This is a genomic window from Pseudomonas frederiksbergensis, assembly GCF_000802155.2.
Taxonomy (GTDB): Bacteria; Pseudomonadota; Gammaproteobacteria; order Pseudomonadales; family Pseudomonadaceae; genus Aquipseudomonas; species Aquipseudomonas frederiksbergensis_A.
In genome coordinates this window covers 19,838-44,134 of record NZ_JQGJ02000005.1, presented here as the reverse complement: position 1 = coordinate 44,134, position 24,297 = coordinate 19,838, and the positions used below count along the sequence as shown (strand labels likewise).

The 24,297-nt window shown below is 61.6% G+C and carries 20 protein-coding genes and 4 pseudogenes; 7 read left to right on the top strand and 17 right to left on the bottom strand.

The annotated features are described in order from the left end of the window. Positions 1-66: 66 nt before the first annotated feature. The 4 genes from JZ00_RS11445 (at position 67) to JZ00_RS31725 (ending at position 2,160) form a co-directional block, all read left to right on the top strand. On the top strand, positions 67-363 hold the full coding sequence (locus JZ00_RS11445; RefSeq protein WP_046509708.1) for a DUF5629 family protein: 297 nt from the start codon (positions 67-69) through the stop codon (positions 361-363). Further along, entirely contained in the window at positions 350-1,525 is a 1,176-nt protein-coding gene (locus JZ00_RS11440; protein WP_039589968.1) for a lactonase family protein, read from the top strand. The genes JZ00_RS11445 and JZ00_RS11440 overlap by 14 nt, the downstream gene beginning before the upstream one ends. A 156-nt stretch (positions 1,526-1,681) precedes the next feature. Further along, complete coding sequence (locus JZ00_RS11435; protein ID WP_018611529.1) at positions 1,682-1,861, top strand: hypothetical protein; 180 nt, start codon at positions 1,682-1,684, stop codon at positions 1,859-1,861. Between the two features lie 173 nt (positions 1,862-2,034). Then, a complete protein-coding gene (locus JZ00_RS31725; protein WP_268794852.1) occupies positions 2,035-2,160 on the top strand; it encodes a hypothetical protein in 126 nt (41 codons plus the stop codon). Between the two features lie 67 nt (positions 2,161-2,227). Here the strand turns inward: JZ00_RS31725 and JZ00_RS11430 are convergent, their stop codons facing one another. From JZ00_RS11430 to JZ00_RS11390, 9 genes and pseudogenes are all read right to left on the bottom strand, one after another. Next, positions 2,228-2,830 (bottom strand): glutathione S-transferase, encoded by a 603-nt coding sequence (locus JZ00_RS11430; protein WP_039589971.1) that lies wholly within the window; start codon positions 2,828-2,830, stop codon positions 2,228-2,230. Next, entirely contained in the window at positions 2,827-6,468 is a 3,642-nt protein-coding gene (locus JZ00_RS11425; protein ID WP_039589973.1) for an AAA family ATPase, read from the bottom strand. The genes JZ00_RS11430 and JZ00_RS11425 overlap by 4 nt, the downstream gene beginning before the upstream one ends. Then, entirely contained in the window at positions 6,465-7,709 is a 1,245-nt protein-coding gene (locus JZ00_RS11420; protein ID WP_039589975.1) for an exonuclease SbcCD subunit D C-terminal domain-containing protein, read from the bottom strand. The genes JZ00_RS11425 and JZ00_RS11420 overlap by 4 nt, the downstream gene beginning before the upstream one ends. Before the next feature lie 130 nt (positions 7,710-7,839). Continuing rightward, positions 7,840-9,477, bottom strand: a complete 1,638-nt coding sequence (locus tag JZ00_RS11415; RefSeq protein WP_039589977.1) for a BatD family protein — start codon at positions 9,475-9,477, stop codon at positions 7,840-7,842. Between the two features lies 1 nt (position 9,478). Then, a pseudogene (locus JZ00_RS11410) lies at positions 9,479-11,206 on the bottom strand (tetratricopeptide repeat protein); the annotation flags it as partial. After that, positions 11,203-12,282 carry a vWA domain-containing protein gene (locus JZ00_RS11405; protein ID WP_039589982.1) on the bottom strand — a complete coding sequence of 360 codons (1,080 nt, stop codon included), beginning with the start codon at positions 12,280-12,282 and terminating at the stop codon, positions 11,203-11,205. The gene JZ00_RS11405 and the pseudogene JZ00_RS11410, both read right to left, overlap by 4 nt. Then, positions 12,275-12,769 carry a DUF4381 domain-containing protein gene (locus JZ00_RS11400; protein WP_039589983.1) on the bottom strand — a complete coding sequence of 165 codons (495 nt, stop codon included), beginning with the start codon at positions 12,767-12,769 and terminating at the stop codon, positions 12,275-12,277. Before JZ00_RS11400 ends, JZ00_RS11405 begins: the two co-directional genes overlap by 8 nt. Then, complete coding sequence (locus JZ00_RS11395; RefSeq protein WP_039589985.1) at positions 12,766-13,710, bottom strand: DUF58 domain-containing protein; 945 nt, start codon at positions 13,708-13,710, stop codon at positions 12,766-12,768. The genes JZ00_RS11400 and JZ00_RS11395 overlap by 4 nt, the downstream gene beginning before the upstream one ends. A gap of 11 nt (positions 13,711-13,721) precedes the next feature. After that, the gene (locus tag JZ00_RS11390) at positions 13,722-14,681 is read right to left on the bottom strand and encodes an AAA family ATPase (RefSeq protein WP_039589986.1); all 960 of its coding nucleotides are present in this window, start codon (positions 14,679-14,681) and stop codon (positions 13,722-13,724) included. Between the two features lie 223 nt (positions 14,682-14,904). Here JZ00_RS11390 and JZ00_RS30140 point away from each other — a divergent pair. Together JZ00_RS30140 and JZ00_RS11385 are read left to right on the top strand one after the other, a co-directional pair. Beyond that, a pseudogene (locus tag JZ00_RS30140) lies at positions 14,905-15,099 on the top strand (transposase); the annotation flags it as partial. 201 nt (positions 15,100-15,300) lie between these two features. After that, positions 15,301-15,489 (top strand): hypothetical protein, encoded by a 189-nt coding sequence (locus JZ00_RS11385; protein ID WP_039589990.1) that lies wholly within the window; start codon positions 15,301-15,303, stop codon positions 15,487-15,489. Positions 15,490-15,571: 82 nt separating this feature from the next. On the opposite strand, the pseudogene JZ00_RS31465 reads toward JZ00_RS11385, so the two are convergent. After that, positions 15,572-15,757, bottom strand: a pseudogene (locus JZ00_RS31465) (hypothetical protein); the annotation flags it as partial. Positions 15,758-15,810: 53 nt separating this feature from the next. On the opposite strand from JZ00_RS31465, the pseudogene JZ00_RS32155 reads away from it, so the two are divergent. Further along, a pseudogene (locus tag JZ00_RS32155) lies at positions 15,811-15,953 on the top strand (DUF6124 family protein); the annotation flags it as partial. A 92-nt stretch (positions 15,954-16,045) separates the two neighbouring features. Here JZ00_RS32155 and JZ00_RS11380 read toward each other — a convergent pair. From JZ00_RS11380 to JZ00_RS11350, 7 genes are all read right to left on the bottom strand, one after another. Then, the gene (locus JZ00_RS11380) at positions 16,046-17,761 is read right to left on the bottom strand and encodes an ATP-binding cassette domain-containing protein (RefSeq protein ID WP_039589992.1); all 1,716 of its coding nucleotides are present in this window, start codon (positions 17,759-17,761) and stop codon (positions 16,046-16,048) included. Positions 17,762-18,232: 471 nt separating this feature from the next. Further along, positions 18,233-19,210: a 2-hydroxyacid dehydrogenase gene (locus tag JZ00_RS11375; protein WP_039589994.1), complete on the bottom strand. Its 978-nt coding sequence runs from the start codon at positions 19,208-19,210 to the stop codon at positions 18,233-18,235. 16 nt (positions 19,211-19,226) lie between these two features. Next, positions 19,227-20,522 (bottom strand): MFS transporter, encoded by a 1,296-nt coding sequence (locus JZ00_RS11370; protein ID WP_039589996.1) that lies wholly within the window; start codon positions 20,520-20,522, stop codon positions 19,227-19,229. 52 nt (positions 20,523-20,574) lie between these two features. After that, positions 20,575-21,585: a sugar kinase gene (locus JZ00_RS11365; RefSeq protein ID WP_039589998.1), complete on the bottom strand. Its 1,011-nt coding sequence runs from the start codon at positions 21,583-21,585 to the stop codon at positions 20,575-20,577. After that, positions 21,578-22,360: a sugar phosphate isomerase/epimerase family protein gene (locus JZ00_RS11360; RefSeq protein WP_039590001.1), complete on the bottom strand. Its 783-nt coding sequence runs from the start codon at positions 22,358-22,360 to the stop codon at positions 21,578-21,580. Before JZ00_RS11360 ends, JZ00_RS11365 begins: the two co-directional genes overlap by 8 nt. Before the next feature lie 86 nt (positions 22,361-22,446). Further along, entirely contained in the window at positions 22,447-23,472 is a 1,026-nt protein-coding gene (locus JZ00_RS11355; protein WP_039590003.1) for a LacI family DNA-binding transcriptional regulator, read from the bottom strand. A 183-nt stretch (positions 23,473-23,655) separates the two neighbouring features. Then, positions 23,656-24,009, bottom strand: a complete 354-nt coding sequence (locus tag JZ00_RS11350; protein WP_039590005.1) for a hypothetical protein — start codon at positions 24,007-24,009, stop codon at positions 23,656-23,658. Positions 24,010-24,297 lie beyond the last annotated feature (288 nt).

Here is a 24,297-nt window from a genome sequence, read left to right as displayed (position 1 = left end):
TATGGCCCAAGGCCCACTCTGACATTGGGTTATCATGCCGCCTTTCCCAATGAACGACTGATCGACATGACTGCCTTGAACGACACCCTGCTGCACGCCCTCGAACACTGCGACATGCTGATTATCGACGGGCTGCATGCTTTCGAATTTTCCCTCGACGAGCAGGATCAGTTGCACGTCGAGTGCATGAACGGCCGCACCCTCGAGCATTGGCGTTTTACACCGACGCAGATGCAGGCCGCGACCTTCGACAAAGCCCTGAAGCACTGGATCATCACCAGCGACTCGGGCGATCACCACCTTGAATGCGTGGAAGCGACCAGCGGCCACGACGATGAGGACTCCGATCATGAAGATGCGTAGTTTCTGGCCCTTGTTGATGGCCGGCAGCGTCGGCGCCATGGGCGTCCAGGCGCAGACTACCGAGCATTATCAATTGCTGGTGGGGTCCTACACGGCGGGCCAGAGCCAGGGCATCTACCGGCTGCAGTTCGACAGCCGCACCGGCCAGCTCGATGCCAACCCGTTGCAAGTGATCAAGACCCACAACCCTTCCTGGCTGACCCTTTCCAAGGACATGACCCGGTTGTTCGTGGTCAACGAAAACGGGCCGGGCCAGAAAGACCCGGTGGGCAAGGTCAGCAGCTACGCCATCGACCCCAAGACCCATGAGCTGAGCCCGATCAACCAGGTGCAATCCCTGGGCAACGAGCCGACGCATTCCAGCTTGAGCCACGATGGCCAGCATTTGTTGGTCAGTAACTACTCGGTCCTGGAAAACCCGGGTGGCACCCTGGTGGTGCTGCCGGTGGGCGCGGACGGCAAGCTGGCGCCGGTGGTGCAGTCGGGCAGCCACCAGCCGAGTCGGGTCAATCCCGAGCGGCAGAAGTCCGGTCATGTGCATTCCGCGGTGCCGTCACCCGATGGCAAGTATGTGTTCGCCAATGACCTGGGGGCGGACAAGGTGTTCGTCTATCGCTACGACCCCAAGGCCAACCCCGAACTGCCGCTGACGCCTGCCGATCCGCCGTTCGTGCAGTTGCCACCGGGTAGCGGGCCGCGCCATCTGTTGTTCAGTGGCGACGGCAAGCACGCCTGGCTGACCATGGAGATGACCGCCCAGGTCGCGGTATTCGATTACCAGGACGGTCGCCTGGTTCAGCGTCAGCTGGTCGATCTGGCCGACGGAAAGCCCCAGCCCGGTAAAGCGGCAGCAGCGCTGCATGCTTCCAGGGACGGCAAGTTCCTGTACGTCAGCAACCGTGGCACCACCAACGAAATGTTGGTGTTCGCCGTCGACCCGGCCTCCGGCACCTTGAAGGAACTGCAGCGTCGCTCCGTCGAAGGTGATCATCCCCGGGAGTTCAGCCTCGATCCGAGCGAAAAATTCATCCTGGTCGCCAATCAGAAGAGTAATCAGATCGTCGTCATCGAGCGCGATCCCAAGACGGGCCTGCTGGGCAAAACTGTCCAGAAGCTGCCGATGGATGCACCGAGCGACGTGAAATTCATGGTTCGTCAATGAAGCGCAGGCCCCGATTTTCGGGGCCTGCGCCGTTGTATCAACGAGGCTGATAGTCGCTAGTATTACAAAGCATTTCAAGGCGAGACGCCTCGGCGCGTAAGTTTGCTTCACGGCCCCACCGGGCAAAGCAGCCAACTGAATCCGAGGACTACCGCCATGAACCTGAATCTTTTTTCCGTAATCGCCGCTTCCGCCATCTCCGCCACTGTGGCATTGCCCGCCAGTGCCAGTATCGAGATCAGCGACAAGAAAAACCGCACCCAGAGCTACACCGAGAAATACCTGCAGCAAAGCGCGAATTTCTACGCCGCGCTGGATCACAAGACTCAACACTGAAACACGCTGACCACTGAAGCCTGCGATCTTTTCGTTTTCCTGCTTGATGCCAGGGAGAGAAAAGATCGCAGGCTTCGTCGTTGCGGGAAGAAAAATCCCGTTGTGATATCACATGGCCATGTGTTTAAATTTGACGCTAGTTAATTGACTCCTTACTGATAAGGATCGACACCATGGCGATGCGTCTGGCAGTGATGCTGCTGTTTCTCTATTCCACCCCGATTGTCTCGGCTGCCCAGCCCGTTCCCGGTGAACTGGAAGTGGCTCGCGAGCGGTTGTTGAGTCTGGTTCACGACTGATAGGTTCAGCTTTTGTGGCGACGGAGCAAGCTGCCTCGCCACAAAAGCGTACGCACCGGCCCAGGACTTACTTGGCCATGATTGCCACGAACAGCTCTGAATCGAGCAGACCCTGCAACCATTCCTGCAGCCGAGGGTAGGGCGCCTGGGCGAACCACTGGCGGTCGACATGGGCGAATTGGCGCACGAACGGCATCAGCGCCACGTCCGCCAGGCTCAGGTGACCCGAGGCCAGGAATTTCCGGGTTTCGAGCAGTCCTTCCAGCTTGCACAGAAAGACTTCGCCCTCGCTCCGATAATGGGCTGCCGAGTGTTCGGGATGGCGCTCCGGGTATTTGTAGCGGTTCAGATGGAGCTTGAAGACCTGGTCGTTTTCTTCCACCAAGGTTGCCGTCAACGCACGCTTTTCGGGGTCGTTCGCCAGCCCCCAATCCTGCGGGTCATGTTGGTCCAAGGCCCAGCGCATGATCTCAAGGCTTTCATCGATGACTTGCCCGTCGGCATGCAACACCGGCACGGTGCCTTTGCTCGACAGTGCAAGCATTTCGGGTGGCTTGGCCTTGAGGCTGACTTCGACGATGTCCAGCGCGATACCGCTGTAGCGCAGCGCCATGCGGGCGCGCATCGCGTAGGGGCAGCGGCGGAAGGAGTACAGCGTGGCGTGGCTCATTTCACCTCCACCGTGCTCAAACCGTTTCCTTGACGGCGAACCTGGATCTGCACCGGGATCCGCTCATGCATTTCCTGCACATGGGAGATGACCGCGACCTTGCGGCCCTGGGCCTGCAAACCGTCAAGAGCGTCCATTGCCAGTTGCAGCGACTCGGGATCGAGGCTGCCGAAGCCTTCGTCGATGAACAGCGATTCGATTCTCAGCGTGTTGGACGCCATCGAGGCCAGGCCCAGCGCCAGGGCAAGGGAGACAAGGAAGGTTTCCCCGCCGGACAACGAATGCACCGAGCGCAATTCATCGCCCATTTCCGTGTCCATCACCAGCAGGCCGAGCATGCTGCCGCCGCGCTTGAGTCGGTAGCGGCGAACCAATTGTCGCAACTGGGCGTTGGCGTGGTGGACCAGCAAGTCGAGGTTATACGCCTGGGCCAGTTTGCGGAAACGGTCGCCGGTGGCCGAGCCGATCAATGCGTCCAGGCGTGCCCAGCGTTGGTACTCGGCATAGGCCTGCTCGATCTGCTGGGCCAGAGCCTGGTTGGCGTTTTGTCGGCGCTGGTCCTCGGCCTGTTCGGCACGCAGCTCAGCACAGCGTTGTTCGCTGGCGGCGAACTGCCCCTGAAGCGTGGCCAGGGCTTCGGCCAACTGGTCGGCCTGCAAGTTGCCGTTGTGTTGCGACTGGTGGTTTTGCAGCCGCTGCTCGCGCTCGGTGAGCAATACACGGGCCTGCTCGATCGCTTTATCGCTGTTGCTCAGGCGTTGTCGCAATTGGGCGACGTGCTGCTCATCAAGGCTGATCAGGGCATCGAGTGCGGCATCGTCCAGTTCAGGGTGGGCGCTGCGCCATTGGGCGATGCTCGCGGCCAAGGCCTGTTGTTCAGCCTCAAGGGCCTGGGCCTGTTCATACCGGGCCTTGAGCTCGGCAGCCAATTGCACAAGGCTGTTGCGCAGATCCTGCAACTGTTGATTGGCGGTTGCCTCGGCGTGGCGCGCCTGTTCCAGCGCCAGGTCGAGTCGTTGCTGCCACTGCTCGGCGCTGCTGTGGTCGCCGAGCAGTTGGCTTAGTTTTTCCTGGCAGGCCTGGTGTTGCTCGTTCAGGGCACTGGACTGGCGCTGCGCCAATTCCAATTGCTGCACGCGGACCTGCTGGCGGTCCTGTTCTTTCTCCAGGACCTGCTGACGCTGAAGTTGCTCGGCGAGTTCTTCGCGTTGCTGCTCCAGGTGCGCGAGGCGCTGGCTGATACGCTGATCGAGCTGGATGAACGTGGTGGCCGGTTCACTGCGCAGGGCCTGTAATGTGTCGGCCGGCAAGAGCGCGCTGAAGTGCTCAAGCTCCTCGTCCAGGCGCTGGCGATCCCGGGCCAGTGCCTGGAGCTGATTGTTCAAGTGCTGTGAGGCTTGCTGGCTGGCTGTTTCTGCATCGCGCAGTTGCTGCGCCAGTCGCGCGGCGTCCTGTTGCAAGGTGAGCAAGGCGGCTTGGCGCTGTTCGTCCTGGCTGATGAGTTGGTTCAGCTGTCCGGTTTGCTGGGCCAGCCAGGCGTCGCGCTTGGGCGAATCCTGGGCCAGCAGCTGCGCCGACAATGGGTGCGCTTCAAGGCTTGGCGCCAGGCCACGCTGTTGGTCGGCGAGTTGTTCCTGCTGTTGCTTGAACTCCTTGAGCTGGGCGATGACGCCGCTGTATCGGGCCCGCAGGTCAACGACTTTTTCATTGAGCAGGTCCACGGCCTTGCGGGCGTTGGCCTGTTCGCTTTCATCGAAGCGCCCGAGGCTTTGCAGCAGCGCTTCGGGTTGGTGGTAGGGATGTTCAATGCTGCCGCACACCGGGCAAGGGTGGTTGTCCTGCAGCTGTTCGCGCAGTTGCTCGACGCTTTCGCTGCGGGCCAGGCGCTGGCGTTCCAGCAGTTCGCGGGTCACGGTCCAAGTCTGTTCGGCAATTGCCAGCTCGGCCTTGGCTTCGCCGCCTTCGCGCACCAGTCGGTCGCGTTCCTGCAAGGCGCGTTGCTGGCGTTGTTCCAGTTCGACGACACGTTTGTCCAGGTCCTGCTGGCTGATCCAAAGCCGAGCCAGGTCTTCGAACGCGCGCAACTGCTTGCGGTTGTCCTGCAGCAGATTGCCGAGCAATTGGATCTGTTCGGCCACCGCCTGCGGTTCGGCGCCGGCCTCCTTGTAGAGTACTTCGAGATTCTGCCGGCGGGCTGCCAGGTCTTCGGCGGCGCGAGCGGCGTTTTGCTCCAGCAGCGCGAGTTCGTCCTGGCCCTGGTTCAACCGATTGCCGATCTGCATCAGTTGCTGGAGGCGATCTCGATAAGCGCCCCAGGCGTCGCCCAGCGGCGCGAGGCCGGTGCTTTGTTCCAGTTCGGTCGTGATCTGCCCAAGGCGCTCGCCGACCTGTTTTTGTTGCTCCAGCAAGGTGTCGAGGGTGCGCTGGCCGTCGGTGCCAGCCTGTTGGGCCTGCCGCAACTGCTCGGCGCTTTGTTCGACCTCCTTGGTCAGGCGGGCGAGGCTGCTTTGTTCATCGAAGGCCTGGCGTAGCAGCGGCGTGCAGTCGATGCTTTGCTGGCGAGCGGCGGCCAGGGCCAGTTGCGCGACGCCCAGGCTTTTTTCCAGCTCGGCTTGCCGTTCATGCAGCTCGACCTGCTGCTGGGTCAACTGCTGGATCCTGGCCGCCAGCGGGTCGAGCTGTCGGGTCAGTTCCGCTTGGCGGATGAACTGATGCCGCTGGGGCGCGAGCTGTTCCAGGCGGATCAGCTTCAGACGTCCGTCGGCCTGCGCGTCCCAATCGGCCTGGGCCTGTTGCAGTTGCTCGACGGCGCTGGCCTGTTCATCCTCCAGCTGGCGCAGGTCCTTGAGCCAGGCTTGTTGTTGCTCCAGTTGCTTGAGCTGCGCCTGTTGGGTCTTGAGTTGCTGCTGGGCTTCATTGAAACGCTGGTCCAGCTCGGCGCGGGCTTCGGGAGGCAGTGGCGTGACGCCGCTGGCTTGGTCCTGCAACTGCTTGTGGGTTTCCTTGGCCTGCTTGGCCTTGTCGAAGGCGCGGCGGCCGAGGCGCGTATACAGGGCGGTGTCGGTGAGCTTTTCCAGCAATTCGCTGCGGTCGTTGTCGTCGGCCTTGAGGAAGGCGCTGAATTCGCTCTGGGCCAGCAGCACGGCACGGGTGAACTGTTCGAAGTTCAGGCCGAGGACGGCTTCCAGTTGCGCTTTGTATTCGCCTTTCTGGCTGGCAAGCAGTTGGTCATTATCCAGGTCCCGCAGGCTCTGGCGGCTGGCTTGCAGCTTGCCGGCGGCTTTTTCCCGGGCCCGATTGGTCTCCCAGCGGGCTCGGTAGCGGCGACCGTCGATGCCGCGGAAATCCACTTCGGCATACCCATCGCCGGTACCCCGGCGCAGTAGCGTGCGCGGATCGCCCGTGGCGATTTCGCCGTCGGCATCGGGCACCTTGGCGTCACGACCGGTGTTGTTCAGGCGGGGTACCGCGCCAAACAACGCCAGGCACAAGGCATCGAGCAAAGTGCTCTTGCCTGCGCCCGTAGGGCCGGTGATGGCGAACAGGCCGGCGCTGGCCAAGGGTTCGGCGGTGAAATCGATTTCGAATGGCCCGGCCAAAGAGGCGAGGTTCTTGAGGCGGATGGCGAGGATTTTCATGGCTGTTCGCTCTCCATCTGCACATCTTGCAACAGCACGGCAAAATCCTTGAGGGTCTGGTCATCCACCGCGCTGCCGTAGGTGTCCTGCCAGGCGCGGCTGAACAGTTCCTGTGGGCTGAGCTGGTCCAGTTCGATCAGCCCCGCACGCTCGTCGGCATCGCTGGAGCTGCCGCTTCCGGCGTACTCGGCGGCGATCCGTACCAGTCGCACGGCTTTGCCTTGCAGCGCGGTTTCCACTTGATGTCGCAGGTCCGGCTGCGGTTCATCGAGGCGGACCCGGACTTCCAGCCAGGGCTGGCGATGAATGTCTGCCAGCAGGTCGATGTCCGGCAGATCGTTGAGTTGCACCAGGATATCGGTCAGCGGTGCCGGGCCCAGGCGTTGCAAGTTGACGGCGCGGGGAATCAGCCGTGGTTCGACGTTCACCAGGGTTTCGCCGTCCAGGGTGATGTCGAGGATCTGGTGTCGATAGCCGATCTCGGAAAACGACAACGGAATCGGCGATCCGCTGTAGCGAATGCGTTCCTCGCCGTTGACCTTCTGCGGCTTGTGCAAGTGGCCGAGGGCGACATAAGTGATGCTCGGGCCGAACAGGCTGGCCGGGAGGGCTTCGGCGTTGCCGATGATCAGGCTGCGCTCGGAATCTTCCGATACCGAGCCGCCGGCCATGTGCGCATGGCTGACGGCGATCAGCGCCTGGCCCTTCTTGCGCTTGGCGTTGGCGGCGCCAATCAGCCATTCATGTACCTGGCCGATGCCCCGCAAATAATCATCCCCCAATTGTGCGCCCGTGACCTCGGCCGGCCGCAGGAACGGCAAGGCCAGGCACCAGGCCCGGACTTTCCCCTTGGCATCAGGCAATGGCAGCAACAGGCGCTCGACGTCGAGTTGTCCATCGTCCAGCCACAGGACACGGCCCAGGGCATGGGTGCGCAAGCGGCGCATCAACGGCGCCGGCAATTCGATGCGTGACCCGGAGTCGTGGTTGCCGGCGATCATGACGATGGTCAGGTTGGCGTTCTGTTCGTGGGCGCTGACGATGAAATCGTAGAGGCGCTCCTGAGCTTTGACCGGTGGGTTGACGGTGTCGAAGATATCGCCGGCGATCAGCAGCGCGTCGGGCTTCTCGCTGGCCAACTGACGCAGGAGCCAATCATGGAAGCAGGCGTGTTCGAAGTCGCGATCCTGGCCGTGGAGGTTTTGCCCCAGGTGCCAATCGGAGGTGTGAAACAGACGCAAGGCAGACTCCAGAAAACAGACAATGGCCGCAGGAAGAGAGGCAGCGGCGCAAAGATGCAGAGTTTACTGGGAAAAGCAGGGAGATGGGCTGCTCAACTTTGTCGAATGGAACGGCGCGGTGCGACACCGGTTATTTGGGATAAAGCGGCGGCAAGCTCGAATCACTGGTGGCATCCGGCGATCCTTCAAGGGGCGGAATGGCGCGAATGGCGCGCCACAGGTCTTCGCCTTGCCAAAGCTGGCCGGTCTCGCTGTACAGGGCCCCGTTCAAGCCGTCGAGGGCGTCGGACAGTGGCACGAAGCGCGCTGCCAAGTCTGCCAGGGTTTCCGGTTGCTGCCGGGCCCAGGCGTCCAAGGCCTGGCGGGTGGCGTGCGGGTCGTTGGCCAGGCAGGCGCGCTTGAGGTCATCGAGCAGGGTGCGCGGGCTAGGTCCGGCCTGGGTCGAACGCAGGACGGCGGGTTGCCAGCGGGCGCGCCACCACAGGCCGAAACCGAGCAGCGTGGTACACGTCAGGATGAGCGTGCTCAACTGCCAGTACCAAAGCGTCTCGCTGTCGACGGTCGTGACGATTTGCGTCATGCCCGCCGGCGTGTCGACCATCAGGCTTGGATTGTTCGCCACTTGCAGGGTCCGCGCGGGGAGGCTGGTACGGTCCAGGTGATCTTCCAGGGTATTCCACCAGACCACTTCAACGGGTGGCAGCTCAATGGTGCCGCTGCGGTTGGGTACCAACGCCTCGCGGTCTTCGCGACTGCCCACCAGGCCCCGTTCGCTGCTGCGACTGCTGAGCACCGGCTGGTCGGGATAACGGCGCAGGCCGTTGATCTCGGTGGCAGGCAGCGGCGGCAATTGGGCGCTGGTCAAGCCTTCGGCTTCAAGGGTCAGGCTGCGGGTCAGTGAATCACCGACCTGGCTGTGGGTCGGTTCCGGGCTCCAGCTTTCGCTCAAGGAAAGGCTGCGGGCCGGTAGCCAGGGAAGGTCGGCCGGATAGCTGGCGGGTTTTGGCTTGACGGCCAGCTGCAGTTGCGTGGAGCTCACGCGCATCAGTTGGCCGGGCTTGGCGCCGGGCGTCGCGTTGCCCTGGGCCGCCGGCTCGACCAGCGTGGCGCTGAAGGTCTGGGCCGGGACCGCCAACTCGCCGCTACGCTGCGGATAGATGCCGTAGCGCAGTTCGATCACGCCGTGGCGCACGTCGTTGATGACTTTCTCGTAGGTGCGCGATTCCCCCAGTTGCTCGGTGCGTGCGTCTGGAATGTGCAAGGGGGTTAGGCTGCTGTCGTCGTAAAGCGACACTGAATGGTAGATGCGCAAGGTCAGGATAGCCTGGGCCTGTACATACACTTCGGCCTGGTCGAGGCTGGCTTCGATGAACACCGGCGCGAGGGTGCCGGAGGCGTTGCGGGTCTCGCTTTCGATCACCTGCAACGTAATCGGCTGGCTGGCCACTTCGCCCAATTGCAGCGCCGGAATCACCACAGTGCCGCTCTGGCGGGGAAGCAACGTGACGATCCAGCGGGTGGTAGCGCGGTTCTCGCCGTCGAGGGTGGTCAGTTGGTTGACCTGGCGGGTGCCTCGTACGTCGAACAACGCCTGGAGCGGGCTCAGGTCAGGCTTGCCGAACAGCGTGGCGTCGTTGGATTCCAGCGTCAGCTCCACGGTTTCCCCGGAATTCAGCCGGCTACGATCCACGCTGGCGGTCAACTGCGCAGCCTGGGACCCGGCAGCCCAGAACAGCAAGACGAGGAGGTAGGCGGTGAAGCGGGTCATTGGTTTTTTCCTGGGCCTGGTGGCTTTGCTGTTCGTACCAGAATTTGCGCCTGAGCAGCTCACCTGGGTTATCCGGGATCTGGCGCAGCCATTGTTCCAGCGCCTGGCGTTGTTCTTCTTCGTTGCGTTGACCCGCCGCCGGGCGAAGCGGCGGGGTGGTGGTCTGCTCGTCGGGCAACTCGCTGCCTGGCACATCCTGGGCGCCGGGCGGTGGGGCCTCGGACGCCGGGGCGTCATCCGGCGTGGCTGTCGCTTCGGAGGAGGGATGGCCCTGCTCGGATGACTGGCTCGGCCTGTCGGCCTCCTGCGGTTGCTCCGTGGCAGGCTGTTCCTGGTTTTCGGCAGGCTTGGGCTCGTCCGGGGGCGGAGTCTGTTCTTTCAGCAGGCTTTCGACCAGGGCTTTGTTGGTCTGCGCCGGGCGCAGGTCCGGTTGCAATTCCAAGGCCTGCTCATAGGCATCGATCGCCGCCTCCGGCTCACCGCTGCGGGCCAGGGCATTGCCGCGATTGTAGTGGGAACGGGCGTCGTTGCCTTCTGCAAATCGTCGGGCCGCTTCGCTGTACTCGCCGGCTTCGTACAGGGCGACGCCTTGCCATTGGCTGTCTTCGAAACGGGCAGCGGCCTCGGCCGGGCGTTTTTGCTTGAGCAGATGCTGGCCCTGCTGGTCGGGACGCAACCACAAATCCTGGAATTCGAAAGCGTGGCCGGTTTGCGGCAATACGAACAACAGCGGCAGGCAGAAAAGCCAACCGCGCCGCCCGGCGCACGCTGCCAGCAACAACAACGGCAAAAGCAGCCAATAACCCTGGTCGGCCCAGGTGTCGAGGCGCAATGTCTGGCCATCGCTGCGCAGTTGGCGCGGCCCGTCCAGCAGGCCCAGGCCGCGCAAGTCACTGTCGTCCAGACGCGCCGGGCGATAGCGGCCATCCAGCTCACTGACGAAGGACTTGAGGCCCGGACTGTCCAGGCGCGGCACCAGGATCGCGCCTTGGGCGTCCTTCAGGTAACTGCCATCGTCCTGGGCCACCGGCGCGCCTTCGCGGGTGCCAAGGCCGAGCATCAGCAAGCGGGTGGCGGAGCCGTCCAGGACCTGGCGGATGCCTTGGCGTTCCTGCTCGTTCAGGGACGAAGCGATCAGCAGGATCCGACCGTGGCCGAGCCCGGCCTGGTCCAGCAGGGCCATGGCCTTGTTCACGGCCAGGTCGGCGCGATGGCCGCCTTGGGGCATGATCGATGGCGCCAGCGCTTCGAGCAGGTTGGCGCTGGTGGCCAGGTCATCGGACAGCGGCACCAAGGTGTGGGCACTACCGGAATACACGATGATCGCGGTCTGGGCGTCACTGCGGTTGTGCAGCACGTCCAGCACTTTTCGCCGGGCTTGTTCCAAACGGGTGGGCGGGACGTCGGTGGCGAGCATCTCTGGCGTCAGTTCGAGGATGATCACCAACGGATCGGCGGGTTTCTGGCTGGTCTGTTCGACGCGTGTCCAGCTGGGACCAAGCAAGGCCAGCACCATCAAGAGCCAGCCCAGGCCCAGGGCGATCCAGGGCAGCTTGCTTTCGCGACCGCTGCCACCGCTGAGCAGCACTCCATGGAATGCCGCAGGCAGGATCATTTGCCAACGGCCCACGCGTTTTTGCCGATGCCAGAGCTGCCAGAGCAGCCAGCCCAGCAACGGCAGCAGCAGAATGAAACCGGGGCGCAGCCAATGCGGCCAGAGCGCGATCATCGGCGCCTCCGCAGTCGCAGGCGCTTGAGCCGCTGGCGCCATTCGGAGGGGTGCGAGGGTTGGAACAGCGGCTGGATGAACAGGCGTTGCAACGGATTGTCCGGCCAACGTTCCCGGGCCACGAGCAACATGCTCAATACCAGCGCAACGGCCAGGGGCCAATGATACAAGGCATGGGCCGGGCGGGCTTGGGTTGGTTGCTGGGTCACCGGTTCGAGTTGGTCAAGGGTCGCCTTTATCGCCAACAGTTGCTCGCCATCCTCGGCCCGGAAATATTGGCCGCCGGTGACTTGGGCGATTTCCCTGAGTGTCGCTTCGTCGAGGTCCAGGCTCGGGTTGACGCCCAGGAAGCCGGCGCTGCCACTTTGCTCCGGGTCGGCGCCTACGCCGATCGGGTAGATCTTCACGCTTTCATCGGCAGCCAGCCGCGCGGCGGTCAGCGGATCGATCTGGCCGCCATTATTGGCGCCATCGGTCACCAGGATCAGCACGCGGCTCTGCGCCGGACGTTGACGCAGGCGCTTGAGGGCCAAGCCAATGGCGTCGCCGATGGCAGTGTTCTTGCCGGCGATGCCCACGCGCGCTTCGTCGAGCCAGCGCCGCACGGTGTGGCGATCGAATGTCAGGGGCGCCTGCAGATACGCCTGGGTACCAAACAGAATCAGGCCGACCCGATCACCTTCGCGGCTTTCGAGGAAGTCGCCGAGCATGCGCTGCACCAGCGCCAGACGGCTGATGTCTTCGTCCTGCCATTGCATGTCGGGAAAATCCATCGAGCCCGACACGTCCACCGCCACCAGGAGGTCGCGACCGCTCGCGGCGATCGGCAACGGCTCGCCCAGCCACTGCGGGCGGGCGGCGGCGATCAACAGCAAAAGCCAAAGCAGGATGAAGGGAGCCTGCTGGCGCCATGTCGGTAAATTGGCCCGGGCCCGCCGCCCCACCAATCCTTCGAGCTCATCCAGGAAGCTGACCTTGAGCGCCGGCTCGCCACTGTCCGCAGCCGGCAACACCAGGCGCATCAGCCAGGGCAACGGCAACAGGATGAAGACCCACGGCCAGGCGAACTCAAACATGTTTGCGAATCCATATCTCGACGGCTTGGGTCAGGCCGGCGATGGCTTTGTCATCGAGCTTGCATTCAGGCTTGTAGGCGCCCTCCACGAGGATCATCCACCGGGTCAGGCCGGCGGCCGGGCAGCGGTTATCCAGGAAGGCCAGCCATTTGCGCCCATTGAGGGTGTGGCTCTGGCTGTAGGGATAGTGGTTGCGGCACAACCGCTTGAGCAGCCCATTGAGCTGTTGCAACCAGGCGCCGGCCGGCGCGCCGTCGTAGGGCTTGGGCAGCAGGGCGAGCTCGGCCAGCGCGGCCAGGCGCACCGGATCCAGCGGTTGCTCGGCCCGGGCGTTGCTGCGCTTGACGGGAATGAATCGGCGCAATTGCCATACACCCACACCCAGCAGGGGCAGCAGCACCAGCAACAGCCACCAGCCCGGCGCGGGCGGCCAGAATCCGATGGGCGGCGGGGTCATGAGTGGCTGCAACTGGTCCAGGCTACTCATCGGGCTTTCCCCGGTCGCTTGGGGTTCAGGTACTCGCGCAATTGTTCGACCATGTCGCCCTGGGTGCTCAAGGGCAGCATCAGGATTCGCAGCTTCTGGGCCAACATCTCCCAGCGCATCAGCCGCGCTTCGGCCTGGGCACGATACGTCTGGCGCAACTCGAGATTCAGTGTGTCGAGCTCCAATTGCTCGCCACGCTGGGCAAAACGCAGCAATCCGGCGGCGGGCAGGGCGTGATCCAGCGGGTCGGACAGCGGCAAGAGCAGCAGGTCGCAATGACGCGACAGCAGGCTCAGTTGCTGCTCGGCGCTGTCGGACAAGGCGCGCTCGTCGCAGATCACGATCGCCAGGCTGCCTGGACGCAGGACTTCCCGGGCCCGGCGCAAGGCAACACCGAACGAGTCGCGGTCTGACTCGCCGTCGGTGTGCAGCGATTGATTGACTCGCACCAGGCGGTTGAGCAGTTGCAGCAGGCTCTGTTTGCTGCGCCGCGGCTTGACTTCGTAGTGGGTGTTGTTGCCGAACACCAGTCCGCCGACCCGGTCGTTGTGCCCCAGCGCGGCCCAGCCGATCAGGCTCGCGGCGCGGGCGGCCAGCACCGACTTGAAAATCAGTCCGGAACCGAAGAACAGGCGATGGCTCTGCTCGATCATGATGAAGATCGGCCGCTCGCGTTCTTCATGGAACAGTTTGGTGTGGGGCTCTTGGGTCCGCGCTGTGACCCGCCAGTCGATGGTGCGCACATCATCGCCGGCCTGGTAGACCCGCACCTGGTCGAAATCCACCCCGCGCCCGCGCAGCTTGGAGTGGTGCAGGCCGATCAGCGGGCTGCGCTGGCCGGGCGTGGAGAACAACTGCACTTCGCGCACGCGATGGCGCATCTCGATCAGCTCCGAAAGGCTGACGCGGATGCCCGGGACGGGCGCGAGTGGGTCATTCACGACGTCGATACTCAAGCGACGGCGACGACGTCGAGAATCCGCTGCACGACCCGGTCCTGGTCAATGCCGGCGGCCTCGGCTTCGAACGACAGGATGATGCGATGGCGCAGCACGTCGAACAGCACGGCCTGGATATCTTCCGGGCTGACGAAATCACGCCCGGCCAGCCAGGCGTGGGCGCGGGCGCAGCGATCCAGGGCAATCGAGCCGCGTGGGCTGGCGCCGTAGGCGATCCACTCGGCCATCTCGGGGTCGAACTTGGCCGGGTTGCGGGTAGCCATGATCAGTTGCACCAGGTACTCCTCCACGGCGTCGGCCATGTACAGCCCGAGGATTTCCTTGCGCGCCGAGAAGATCGCCTGTTGGCTGACGCGCCGCTCGGGCTTGGTCTCGCCGTTCAGTGCCTCACCCCGGGCCTGTTGCAGGATGCGGCGCTCCACCGCAGCGTCGGGGAAACCTATCTTGACGTGCATCAGGAACCGGTCGAGCTGGGCCTCGGGCAGGGGGTAGGTGCCTTCCTGCTCGATCGGGTTCTGAGTCGCCATCACCAGGAACAGCGGGGACAGTTCATAGGTGCTGCGTCCGACGCTGACTTGCCGCTCGGCCATCGCTTCGAGCAAGGCCGACTGAACCTTTGCCGGGGCCCGGTTGATTTCGTCCGCCAGTACCAGGTTGTGGAAGATCGGCCCCTGCTGGAACACGAAACTACCGGTTTCCGGACGATAGATCTCGGTACCGGTGATGTCGGCCGGCAACAGGTCGGGCGTGAACTGAATACGATGGAACTGCGCTTCGATCCCTTCGGCCAGCTCCTTGATCGCCTTGGTCTTGGCCAGCCCTGGCGCGCCTTCCACCAGCATGTGCCCGTCGGCAAGCAGGGCGATGAGCAGGCGCTCGATGAGTTTTTCCTGGCCGAGAATCTGCGTAGAAAGAAAGGTTCGCAGCGCCAGCAGCGCTTCACGATGTTCCATCGATGACTGTTCCTGGAAAGGGTGGCCCAGGCGTTCGGATAACGCCGGGGCTGGGGGCGTTACTTTAATGCATGGCGGGGGGTGGCGACTAACGGGATTTTGATGGGTGTGCGGATTTGTGATCGGTTTGGACCTGGCGTGGGGGCGGCGGGGGACGCAGGAGCCGGGAACGCCACAGATCATGTGCGGGAGCCGAGCTTGCTCGCGATGACGGCGGGACTTTCAACTTCAATGCGCCCTGACCTGGCAAGAAAACGTGGTCTGCGCCGATGCGGGTTACCCTGGGCCGAGAAGCGCGAAGAACACGCTGGGCGCGAGCTCATTTGGCAGATTGCAGCCCGGCGCGGCATTTACAAAAAAGTACGGAAAACGCAGTGTTTTGTACAAGACGATCCACGAAACCGAGAAGGTAAAGGCATCCTGCTGTTGTCTATATTTGTTAGAGCTAGTGGGGCAGCAACGTCAAGGCGCTTATTTCAAAGCCGTATAAACAGAGAGGTTTTTTCACTGCACCTGTTACTTCTGACAGTAGGCAAGGTTTGCTTCTGGTTTTAGCCTGAAGTTGCCAAGTGAATACTTAGCGCGAAATTTACTTTAATTAGCGAGAAGGATTGAATTGATGAGCTATCCAAAGGATACACCGTATAGAGGATACATTATTCGCGAGCATGATCCCGCCTATCAGGCGTATTCATTTCAAGGTTTCGATACGTCAGGAAATTCCATTACCATGTTGTGTGAAACTGCGCAGCACGTGAAAGAGTTGATTAATAAAATGCTTGATCAGCCTGACGATGGTCGATTTTAGTCTTGGGTGGAGGGTCCTGTCGTAAGAAATAAACTAAGCTCGTATCGCTTAGGGCTATCGATACGAGCTTTTCTGCCAGGGCTCAACGAACGTTATTTCGGTTGAATAATGAAAGTTCCGTAGCTTTCTTCCGCCTCACCCCCGCATTCACCAGATTCATCGGCCGTTCCCCCGCCAACGCCGCCAGCAGGTTCTCCTTCGCACAACGCGCCATCGCTTCGCGGGGCTCGTGGGTGGCCGAGCCGATGTGCGGCGTCGCCGCTACGTTATCCGTTTGGTAGCGAGGTGGTGGTTCCTCCTATCCCACATGAGGTTCTATATATGTTCAAAGCTACCCCCAATCCCCCGGACACCGATCCGACCTCACCGCGCCCAAAAAATAAGTCCCAAAACACGACGAAGTCACCGACCGAGTCCTCGACCATTACCTAAACCCCAAACCGGACAAGCCCGAAGCAGAACCTGCCCCCCGGCCAACTTTTCACCGTCAGCAAGGAGCGAGCCTGCTCCGGCGGCGATCCGACGATGACGGCAGCAGATCCAGCACCATATTTCGCTAGTTCTGCATCCGAATCTCATCCACCAGCAGCTTGATTGCTGGCCTGTCGATAAGATCCAGCCACGGACCGTCCTCCACGATTGCCCCGTCATGCATCACAATGACCCGGTCAAACCGATGCAGGTGGTCAACGTCATGAGTGACACATATCAACCCTTGCCCGGCAAAAACGTCGAATAACAGGTCCCATAGAGGCGTGGTCAGCCTGGGTTCGATGGATGCGCTTGGCTCGTCGAACATATTGAATTTTCCGGGTTTGTTGATAAGGCGCAGCAGTGATAGGCGTTTAGCTTCGCCTCCGGAGATATTCGATGCATTTTCGCTGACCTGCCGTGTTGCCACAATTTCATCCAGTTCCAATTGCCGTATGGCTCTAGACAACATCGGCGATGCGCTGCCTCCGAACAGAACCGATTGTTCAAAAGAACCTTCCAGAAATCGCGGTTGTTGGGGGCAGTATCTCAAGGCGTCCAAGTGGGCTTGGCCGGTCAAAAGTGAAACCGGTACCAAGTCGATGCTCAGTAGGTCTCGCCTTGATGCATCAAGCCCGGCGAGGACTTCCAGAAAAGTGGTTTTGCCTGCGCCGCTAGGGCCCGTAACGGCCACTGACTGCCCTTGAACAAATGCCAGGGAGCGTTTGATCGACAGGCGAAGCGGTCCCGTTCCCTCCACTTCGCAGGGTCCGAGTTCCAGAACTGAGGAGCGCCGGGAATCAACCAAGGCCAGCCGATTGCTGCGATCGAAGTCCGGAAGTGATAACAGCCCTTGAAATTGACGCTGGTCTGCCAGGAACTGATCAAGAACACGATACCCTTCAGTCAAGGTTGAAATACTGAGCAGATAACTCCCCGCGATTGAAAAAATGGCCACCAGCTGTCCGACGCTGATGCTGGGCTGGCTCGACAATTGGTCCACGACGCCCCAGTAGAGCAACCCCCCAGTGGAAAGGCTTACGAACAATATCTTGGCGGTGCTCAGCAGGCCGCCAGAGGATGCCGTAGTCACAGCAGCGCCGGCATAACGTCTGAACGCCGCGTTCAAAGGATGCAGGGCAGTAGGTATGGCACCTTCCAGTTTTATGTTTTTCGCCGCGTTGAGGGTGTTGTAGAGAAGTGCGCTTAACTCATCTTCCTGTTCATTGACTGCATCGATGTGCTTTCTTCGCCATTTAATAATTTGGTGGGTGGTAGCCAGATAGATAACTCCGGACGCCGTCATGCTCAAAAAAATTTCACCGCCCCCTATGTAAATAAAAGCCCCCCCAACAACTATGAACTCCAGGAGTGCGGGAGGCGCAATGGTTACAATGAAAGTGAGCAGTTGTTCGTGAGCGGTAATTCCGCGCTCGACCGACTTTGTGAAGTGGCCGATTCTCCAGGAACTGAAAGACGAAAACTCTTTGCCTATAAGTTCGGTGATCCACTCGATGGAAGCGTTCATGATAATGTTCTGTACCAGCTTGGACAGCGCATGGAGTTGCAGAGGAGTGATGATGGCATGAATACATCCAGCGACAATTAGGCCTGTCGTCAGTGCGAGCAGGGTGCTGGATGCTGGATTTCTATTGCCTTGCAGGGTGTCGATGATGGTTCCGAGTAACAGTGGAGGGGCAAGTGTAATCAGTTTAAGTGCGATGATTGTGGTTATAGTTATTGCTAGAAGTTTGGTGTGTTTTCTATAGGCGTTTTTTATCATTGCCCGGATGCTGTGCATATACTCGCTCCTGGTTGCTTTGTTTTCGATAATTCAACCGCGTAACACGTACTGAGGCACAACCAGGCGACCGTTTTATTTCAGAGCGTTTCCTACCCATGTCGATTTACTCCAATGTAGTTAATGGGCCTCGCGACGCGCCCAACTTGCGTTTGTTCGCAAGTGATTAATTAATAGCATTGGGGTGATGTGATGGCTATTGCGTGACTTCCTAGGCTGACGTAGGTTTGTTCTTGCCATTGAGTAGGAGGGAGATGTAGGAATGTAGCTGCTTTGCTGGAAGCGTGGTTTTTCTCTACTGTTTGCGCCGTTTGGGATGTTTATATTATTTTAAGAAAGGATCAAAAGGATAATCTGGCAGCGGCGTTCTAAGGTGGCTGTGCCCGGAAAGTTAGCGTTGCGTGCACATCTAAATGAATACAGTTGCCATCGCGATCTTGCTTGCGATGGCAAATTTTGAAGGCGGCAATGTCAGAGCGTCCACGCCCCCGCGTTCACCAGATTCATCGGCCGCTCACCCGCCAACGCCGCCAACAGGTTCTCCACGGCACAACGCGCCATTGCCTCTCTTGTTTCATGGGTAGCCGAGCCCATGTGCGGCGTCGCCACTACGTTATCCATCTGCAACAGTGGTGAATCCGCGTTCAGAGGCTCGTGCTCGAAAACGTCCAGGCCGGCGCCACGGATCTGTCCGCTGCGCAGGGCCTCGATCAGCGCGGTTTCGTCGACGACCTTGCCCCGGGCGATGTTGATGAAGATGCTTTCGGGGCGCATCTGAGCAAACGCCCGTGCATCGATGAGACCTTCTGTCTCGGCGGTCAAGGGCAAGGTCAGGCAGATGAAATCCGCTTGTTGCAGCAGCGTGTCGAGGTCGCAGTAGCGCGCGTTGAAACGTTGCTCGACAGCGGGTTTCGGAGAATGGCTGTGGTACAGCACCGGCATGCCGAAGCCGAAGTGGCCGCGTTGGGCCAAGGCTTCGCCGATGCGGCCCATGCCGACGATGCCCAGGGTCTTGCCGTGGACGTCGTTGCCGAAATGTTGGGGGCCGATGCTCTGTTGCCAAGCGCCTGCGCGGACCAGATTGGCCAGTTCCACCACGCGCCGGGCGGTTGCGAGGATCAGGGCGAAGCCGGTGTCGGCGGTGGTTTCGGTCAGTACATCGGGCGTGTTGGTGAGCATGATCCGCCGTTCGGTCAGGTAGTCGATATCGTAATTGTCGACGCCCACCGAAACGCTGGCGATCGCCTCGAGGTGGGGCGCCAAGTCCAGCAGCGACGCATTGAGCTTGAGGCTTGCGCCCAACAGCGCATGGGCGCCGGGCAGGGCATCGCGCAGTTGCGCCAGGCCCCGGGCGTCGAGGCGTTCGATGAGGGTGACCTGGGCCTTCGCTTGCAGGCGTTCCATCAGTTGCGCTGACAGTTTCTTGTACAACACCACGTGCTTTTTCATAGGATTTCCCGATTCGTTAACGGACAGGCGCCGGATGGGGTGTCGCAGTCTTGGGCACGACCCGGTCGCTGGCACCGGGCTTGAGAGCGAGGGTCAGCACCACCGACAACAGCAGCGCACCGCTCATTAACAGGAAGGACATGCCGGTGGAGCCGGTAGAACCGTTGAGGTAACCCACCAGGTACGAGCCGCCGAACGATCCCAGTGCGCCCATGCTGTTGATCAGCGCCATCGCGCCGCCAGCCACGTTGGCCGGGAGGATCTCCGGGACGATGGCGAAAAACGGCCCGTAGGGCGCGTACATGCAAGCGCCCGCAATCACCAGCAAGGCATAGGACCACCAGAAATGCTCAGCGCCGAGCAGGTAGGAGGCATAGAACGCGATAGAGGCGATCAGCAGCGGCGGCCAGACGAAACGCTTGCGTTTCTGCACCTTGTCCGACGCCCAGGACACGATCAGCATGGCGATCACGGCCGCCAGGTACGGCAGCGATGACAGCCAGCCGGCTTCGACCATGTTCATCTTCAGGCCCGCCTTGAGGATCGACGGCAACCACAGCACAAAACCGTAGACGCCGATGCTCCAGCAAAAGAACTGCAACGCCAGGATGATCACCTTGGGCGAGCGGAAGGCCTCGGCATAGTTCTTCACCGCCTTGATGCCGACCTGCTCGGCTGCCAGCGCCGTTTCAAGGTCGTGTTTTTCCTGGTCGCTGAGCCACTTGGCCTGGGCTGGACGATCGTCCGCCAGGCGCCACCAGACAAACGCCCAGAGCACCGCCGGCAGGCCCTCGATGATGAACATCCAGCGCCAGTCGAATTGCTCGACGAGGTACCCCGAGACCACCGACATCCATAGCATCGTGACCGGGTTGCCAAGGATCAGGAACGTGTTGGCGCGTGAGCGTTCGGCCCGGGTGAACCAGTGGCAGAGGTAGACCAGCATCGCCGGCATCACGGCCGCTTCCACCACGCCGAGCATGAAGCGGATCACGATCAGCCAGTACGCGTTGGAGACCACGCCGGTGAGGGTAGCCAGCGAGCCCCAGAGGATCAGGCTGACGAAGATCAGCTTCTTCACGCTGTGCTTCTGCGCGTAGATCGCACCCGGCACCTGGAAGAAAAAGTAGCCGAGGAAAAAAAGCGCGCCGAGCAGCGACGACAGGCCTGGCGTGATCATCAAGTCTTCGGCCATGCCCGAGGCCGCGGCGAAGCCATAGTTGGCCCGGTCGAGGTAGGCGAGGCTGTAGGTGATGAAGACGATGGGCATGATGTACCACCAGCGGCGGGTGGCGAGGTTGAGCGTCTGCATGTCTGTGACTCCTGAGCTTGTTGTTTTTATGCAGCAGGTGTTTTCGGTTGCCTCATTCGCGAGCAAGCTCGCGCCCACACGGATTCGTGCCAGCCCTGTGGGCGAGAGCTTGCTCGCGATTGGCTTCATTGAATTCAGCCAGTAACTCATTGCGTGTCGGCAGTCCTTCCATGTCTCCCCGGTTTTGCACCGCGCGGCTGCCTATCCAGTTCGCGCGCCGTACGGCCTCGGTGACGTCGAGGCCTTCGAGCAACGCGCTGATCAGGCCGACGGCGAAGCCGTCGCCAGCGCCCACCGTGTCCACTACCTGGGCCACCGGCACGCCGGCGACGAATCCCTCGCCCAGCGCCGTGCGGTAATAAGCACCGTCCGGGCCGAGCTTGATCACCACCACCTCGGCACCCTGGTCCAGATAAAACGCCGCGATGTCGGCAGGGTCATCGAAGCCGGTCAGCAGCCGACCTTCGCCAAGCCCCGGCAAGACCCAGTGGGCGAGGGCCGCATGGCGGTTGATCTCGCGGATCATCAGTGCTTCGCTGGCCCACAGGCTCGGACGCAGGTTGGGGTCGAACGACAGGCTGCGTCCGGCCTCGCGCATGCGGGTCATCAATTCGAAGGACATTTGCCGTGCAGTCATCGACAGCGCTGGCACGATGCCGGTGGCGTGGAGATGACGAGCGGTGAGCAGCGTCGGGGTGATGGAGTCGATCGACAGATGGCTGGCGGCCGAACCACGACGGAAATATTCGACTTGCGGGTCGCTGCCATCGTCAGTGCGGGACTTGAGCTGGAAGCCGGTGGGGTGTGCCGGATCGACGGCCACATGACGGCAATCCAGGCCTTCCTTTTCCAGCGCCTGCACCACGAAACGACCCAGGGAGTCGGCGCCGACCCGACTGAGCCACCCCACCTGGAAACCCAGCCGCGACAAGCCGATGGCCACGTTGCTGTCCGCGCCGGCGATGCGTTTGTGAAACCGGTTGACGCCAGCCAGGTCGCCAGTTTCGTCGGCGACCAGCATCGCCATGGTTTCGCCGAACGACAGTACATCGAACTCAGGCATGGGCAGTCTCCCGGTGCGATTGCCCGAGGCGGGACAGGAGGGCAACGTGTTCAGCGGTCAATTGCAGCAGGTCATCGCCTTGTAGCGGGTACTCGGCGGCGCGCATCACGCCGACCGGCATGTGCTTGAGCAATTGTTCCCACAGGTGCAGGTCGGTCGCGGCTGGCGGCACGGCGACCAGCTTGCCATCGGCGCGCCGGGCCACGGCCTTGCAATGCACATACGCCACATGCCGTCCGAGCTGTCGGGCGGCGGCGGTGGCTGATTGGTCCTGCCATTGCCAGTTGCCGATGTCGAAGGTCATGGCGATGGGTAAACCGTGTGCTTGGACCGCAGCGAAGAAGCGTTGCAGAGGTTCGATCCGTCCGCCTTGCAAGGTCTGATCGTTCTCCACCAGCAGTTGCACCGGGCTTGCCGCGAGGGCGTCTGCCAGGGGCGATACGTCGTGGGAGTCGGTGAAGTGGCCGAGGGAAACCTTCAACCACGCCGAGCCGAATGCCTCGCAACGTTGCAAGGTGGCCGCCAGGGCGGGATTGGGCCCGGGCTGGCCGGGGAGCCAGAGTTCGAGTGGTGAAGAGTAGACGCTTTCCAAGCCCTGGGCCCGTGCGCCAGCGGCCAGCTCGGCGGGTCGCTCGGTGGTCAGCAGCTCCTCGCGCCATTCGATACGCGAAGCGCCGGCGGCGGTCAGCAGGTCGATGAAACTGCCCTGACCGCGTTGGCGCACCAGGTCGGCGCCGTAGCTGGAGAGGCTGATGGAAACGGGTGGTTTGTTCATTGTTGTTGTACCTCTGAAACCGGTTTCAGTTTTGGTCAAAAAAATTTAGTCGGTGTGCTCGAGGCGCTGTTCGCGAGCAAGCCCGATCACCGCGCCCTCCCATGCGTCGACCCACGCTCGATCAAACGCGCGGCAAAATCCAGGGTCTGCACCGGCCCGTTGTCTCCCCGCAGGCGCTTGAGCAGGCATTCGAAGGCGCTGGCGCCGATTTCGGCGGTGGGCTGGGCGAGGGCAGTGATGCCGCTGCCCACCAAGGGGTACCAGTCCAGGTCGTCGAGGGCGATCAGGCCGATGTCATTGAACAAGTGACAACCCAAATCGCGGAGTACGCGGGTCGCCGTCAGGGCGGCGATGCCGTTGGCACAGAACAGCGCCTTGGGGCCACGGTCCGGCTGGGCGAGAAAGGTCTTGATGCGCGGGAGCAGTTGCTCGCAAGTTTCCACCACGGCGCCGGCCAGGGCAGGGCGTCGCTCGATGCCGGCCTTGAAACTTTCGACCCGCTCGATCCGCGAACTGGTGCCATCGAATGGCTCGGTCACCAGCAACAAATCGCGGTAGCCACGCTGTTCGAGGTGATCGAGGGCCATTTCGATGGCCGCCGGATTGTCCAATCCGACCAGGTCGGTTTCGAGCCGATCGACCTTGCGATCCACCAGCACCATCGGCATCTCGCTGCGCAGCTCGAACAGTTCGTCGCGGTGATGCCCCAGCGTGTTCACGATCAGCCCTTCGATGTTGTAGGCACGCAGCAGCGCCAGGTGCTGGCGTTCCTGCTCATCGTCGCGATCGGTGTTGCAGACCACCAGGCTGTAGCCATGGCGACGGCAGGCGGTTTCCACGCCATGCATCACGGCAATCGAATAAGGGTTGCGGATATCGGCCACCAGCATGCCGATCAGGCGCGTGCGCCCGCGCTTGAGGCCACGGGCCATCTGGTTCGGACGGTAGCCCAGCTCGCTGATCGCCTGCTCGATACGCCGAGCGATAGCCTCGGAGAGCAGGGCACGGTCTTCGCCGATGAAGCGCGAGACACTGGCCTTGGAGACCCCGGCGCGTTCGGCGACATCGAGCATGGTCACGCGGCTGCGCTGGGCGGCGGAGAAAGAATTCACGGATTGAAACCTGTTTATTGGATTTATTGAGGTTCTGAAACCGGTTTCAGGAAACACCAGAATTCGTTCGGCCGTCAAGGGTGATGTGCGACAGGAGCGACCGGCGGTGAAATAACAAGTATCACGCGAATTGTGGCGAGGGGATCAATCCCCTCGCCACAAAGAGTCCTGCCTTGGCGGGGATCAGAGCTCGCTGACGTATGTCCCGGTCCCGTCGAGGATGTTACGCAAGGTCCGCTCCACTTCGGCCACGTCCGTCACCTTGGGGTCGTAGGTAATCTCCAACACATCATCGCCATTGAGCGCGTCGGCATCCGCCGCGCCGATCTCGATCTTCAGCAGGGTCGGGCCGAGGGTGACCTTCACGTCGTCCAGTGTCGAGGGCTCGCCGTCCAAGGTGATCTCCAGCTCGTCTTCGTCCGGGTAGCGGGTCATCAGGAACATCTCGCCCTGCGCGCTGTGGCAACAGAGCATGGCCATGTTGTCTTCTTCTTCATCGCTTGGGTTGGCGATCAGCAGGGCGGTGGTCATTTTCATGTGAGGGGTCCTGGCTCTGGTGAGCCTTGCGGGTGGAAAAACGGAATTTTGCCAGTCCCGGCGAATTCCTGCTGGATTACCACCTCGGGGTGCCGTTTGGCCCCAAGGCTGCTAGGGTTGTTCGGTGCATGAGGGCTATAACGCTAGCCGATGACCGAATATGTCGCAGCGCTGCAAGCAGTCACGTTGTCGCACTCGTTAAGCTGCGCAACGGATGTGCACCTGCAAAGGGCATCGCGGAGTGTTTTTTGCAGGTGGTCATCCGATTGAAATTACCTGGAAAAGGAT

Excerpts from the sequence above, each read along its gene's own strand:
- JZ00_RS11445 (WP_046509708.1), top strand. The coding sequence starts at position 67 with ATGACTGCCTTGAACGACACCCTGCTGCACGCCCTCGAACACTGCGAC.
- JZ00_RS11440 (WP_039589968.1), top strand. The coding sequence starts at position 350 with ATGAAGATGCGTAGTTTCTGGCCCTTGTTGATGGCCGGCAGCGTCGGC.
- JZ00_RS11435 (WP_018611529.1), top strand. The coding sequence starts at position 1,682 with ATGAACCTGAATCTTTTTTCCGTAATCGCCGCTTCCGCCATCTCCGCC.
- JZ00_RS31725 (WP_268794852.1), top strand. The coding sequence starts at position 2,035 with ATGGCGATGCGTCTGGCAGTGATGCTGCTGTTTCTCTATTCCACCCCG.
- JZ00_RS11430 (WP_039589971.1), bottom strand. The coding sequence starts at position 2,830 with ATGAGCCACGCCACGCTGTACTCCTTCCGCCGCTGCCCCTACGCGATG.
- JZ00_RS11425 (WP_039589973.1), bottom strand. The coding sequence starts at position 6,468 with ATGAAAATCCTCGCCATCCGCCTCAAGAACCTCGCCTCTTTGGCCGGG.
- JZ00_RS11415 (WP_039589977.1), bottom strand. The coding sequence starts at position 9,477 with ATGACCCGCTTCACCGCCTACCTCCTCGTCTTGCTGTTCTGGGCTGCC.
- JZ00_RS11405 (WP_039589982.1), bottom strand. The coding sequence starts at position 12,282 with ATGTTTGAGTTCGCCTGGCCGTGGGTCTTCATCCTGTTGCCGTTGCCC.
- JZ00_RS11400 (WP_039589983.1), bottom strand. The coding sequence starts at position 12,769 with ATGAGTAGCCTGGACCAGTTGCAGCCACTCATGACCCCGCCGCCCATC.
- JZ00_RS11390 (WP_039589986.1), bottom strand. The coding sequence starts at position 14,681 with ATGGAACATCGTGAAGCGCTGCTGGCGCTGCGAACCTTTCTTTCTACG.
- JZ00_RS11385 (WP_039589990.1), top strand. The coding sequence starts at position 15,301 with ATGAGCTATCCAAAGGATACACCGTATAGAGGATACATTATTCGCGAG.
- JZ00_RS11380 (WP_039589992.1), bottom strand. The coding sequence starts at position 17,761 with ATGCACAGCATCCGGGCAATGATAAAAAACGCCTATAGAAAACACACC.
- JZ00_RS11375 (WP_039589994.1), bottom strand. The coding sequence starts at position 19,210 with ATGAAAAAGCACGTGGTGTTGTACAAGAAACTGTCAGCGCAACTGATG.
- JZ00_RS11370 (WP_039589996.1), bottom strand. The coding sequence starts at position 20,522 with ATGCAGACGCTCAACCTCGCCACCCGCCGCTGGTGGTACATCATGCCC.
- JZ00_RS11365 (WP_039589998.1), bottom strand. The coding sequence starts at position 21,585 with ATGCCTGAGTTCGATGTACTGTCGTTCGGCGAAACCATGGCGATGCTG.
- JZ00_RS11360 (WP_039590001.1), bottom strand. The coding sequence starts at position 22,360 with ATGAACAAACCACCCGTTTCCATCAGCCTCTCCAGCTACGGCGCCGAC.
- JZ00_RS11350 (WP_039590005.1), bottom strand. The coding sequence starts at position 24,009 with ATGAAAATGACCACCGCCCTGCTGATCGCCAACCCAAGCGATGAAGAA.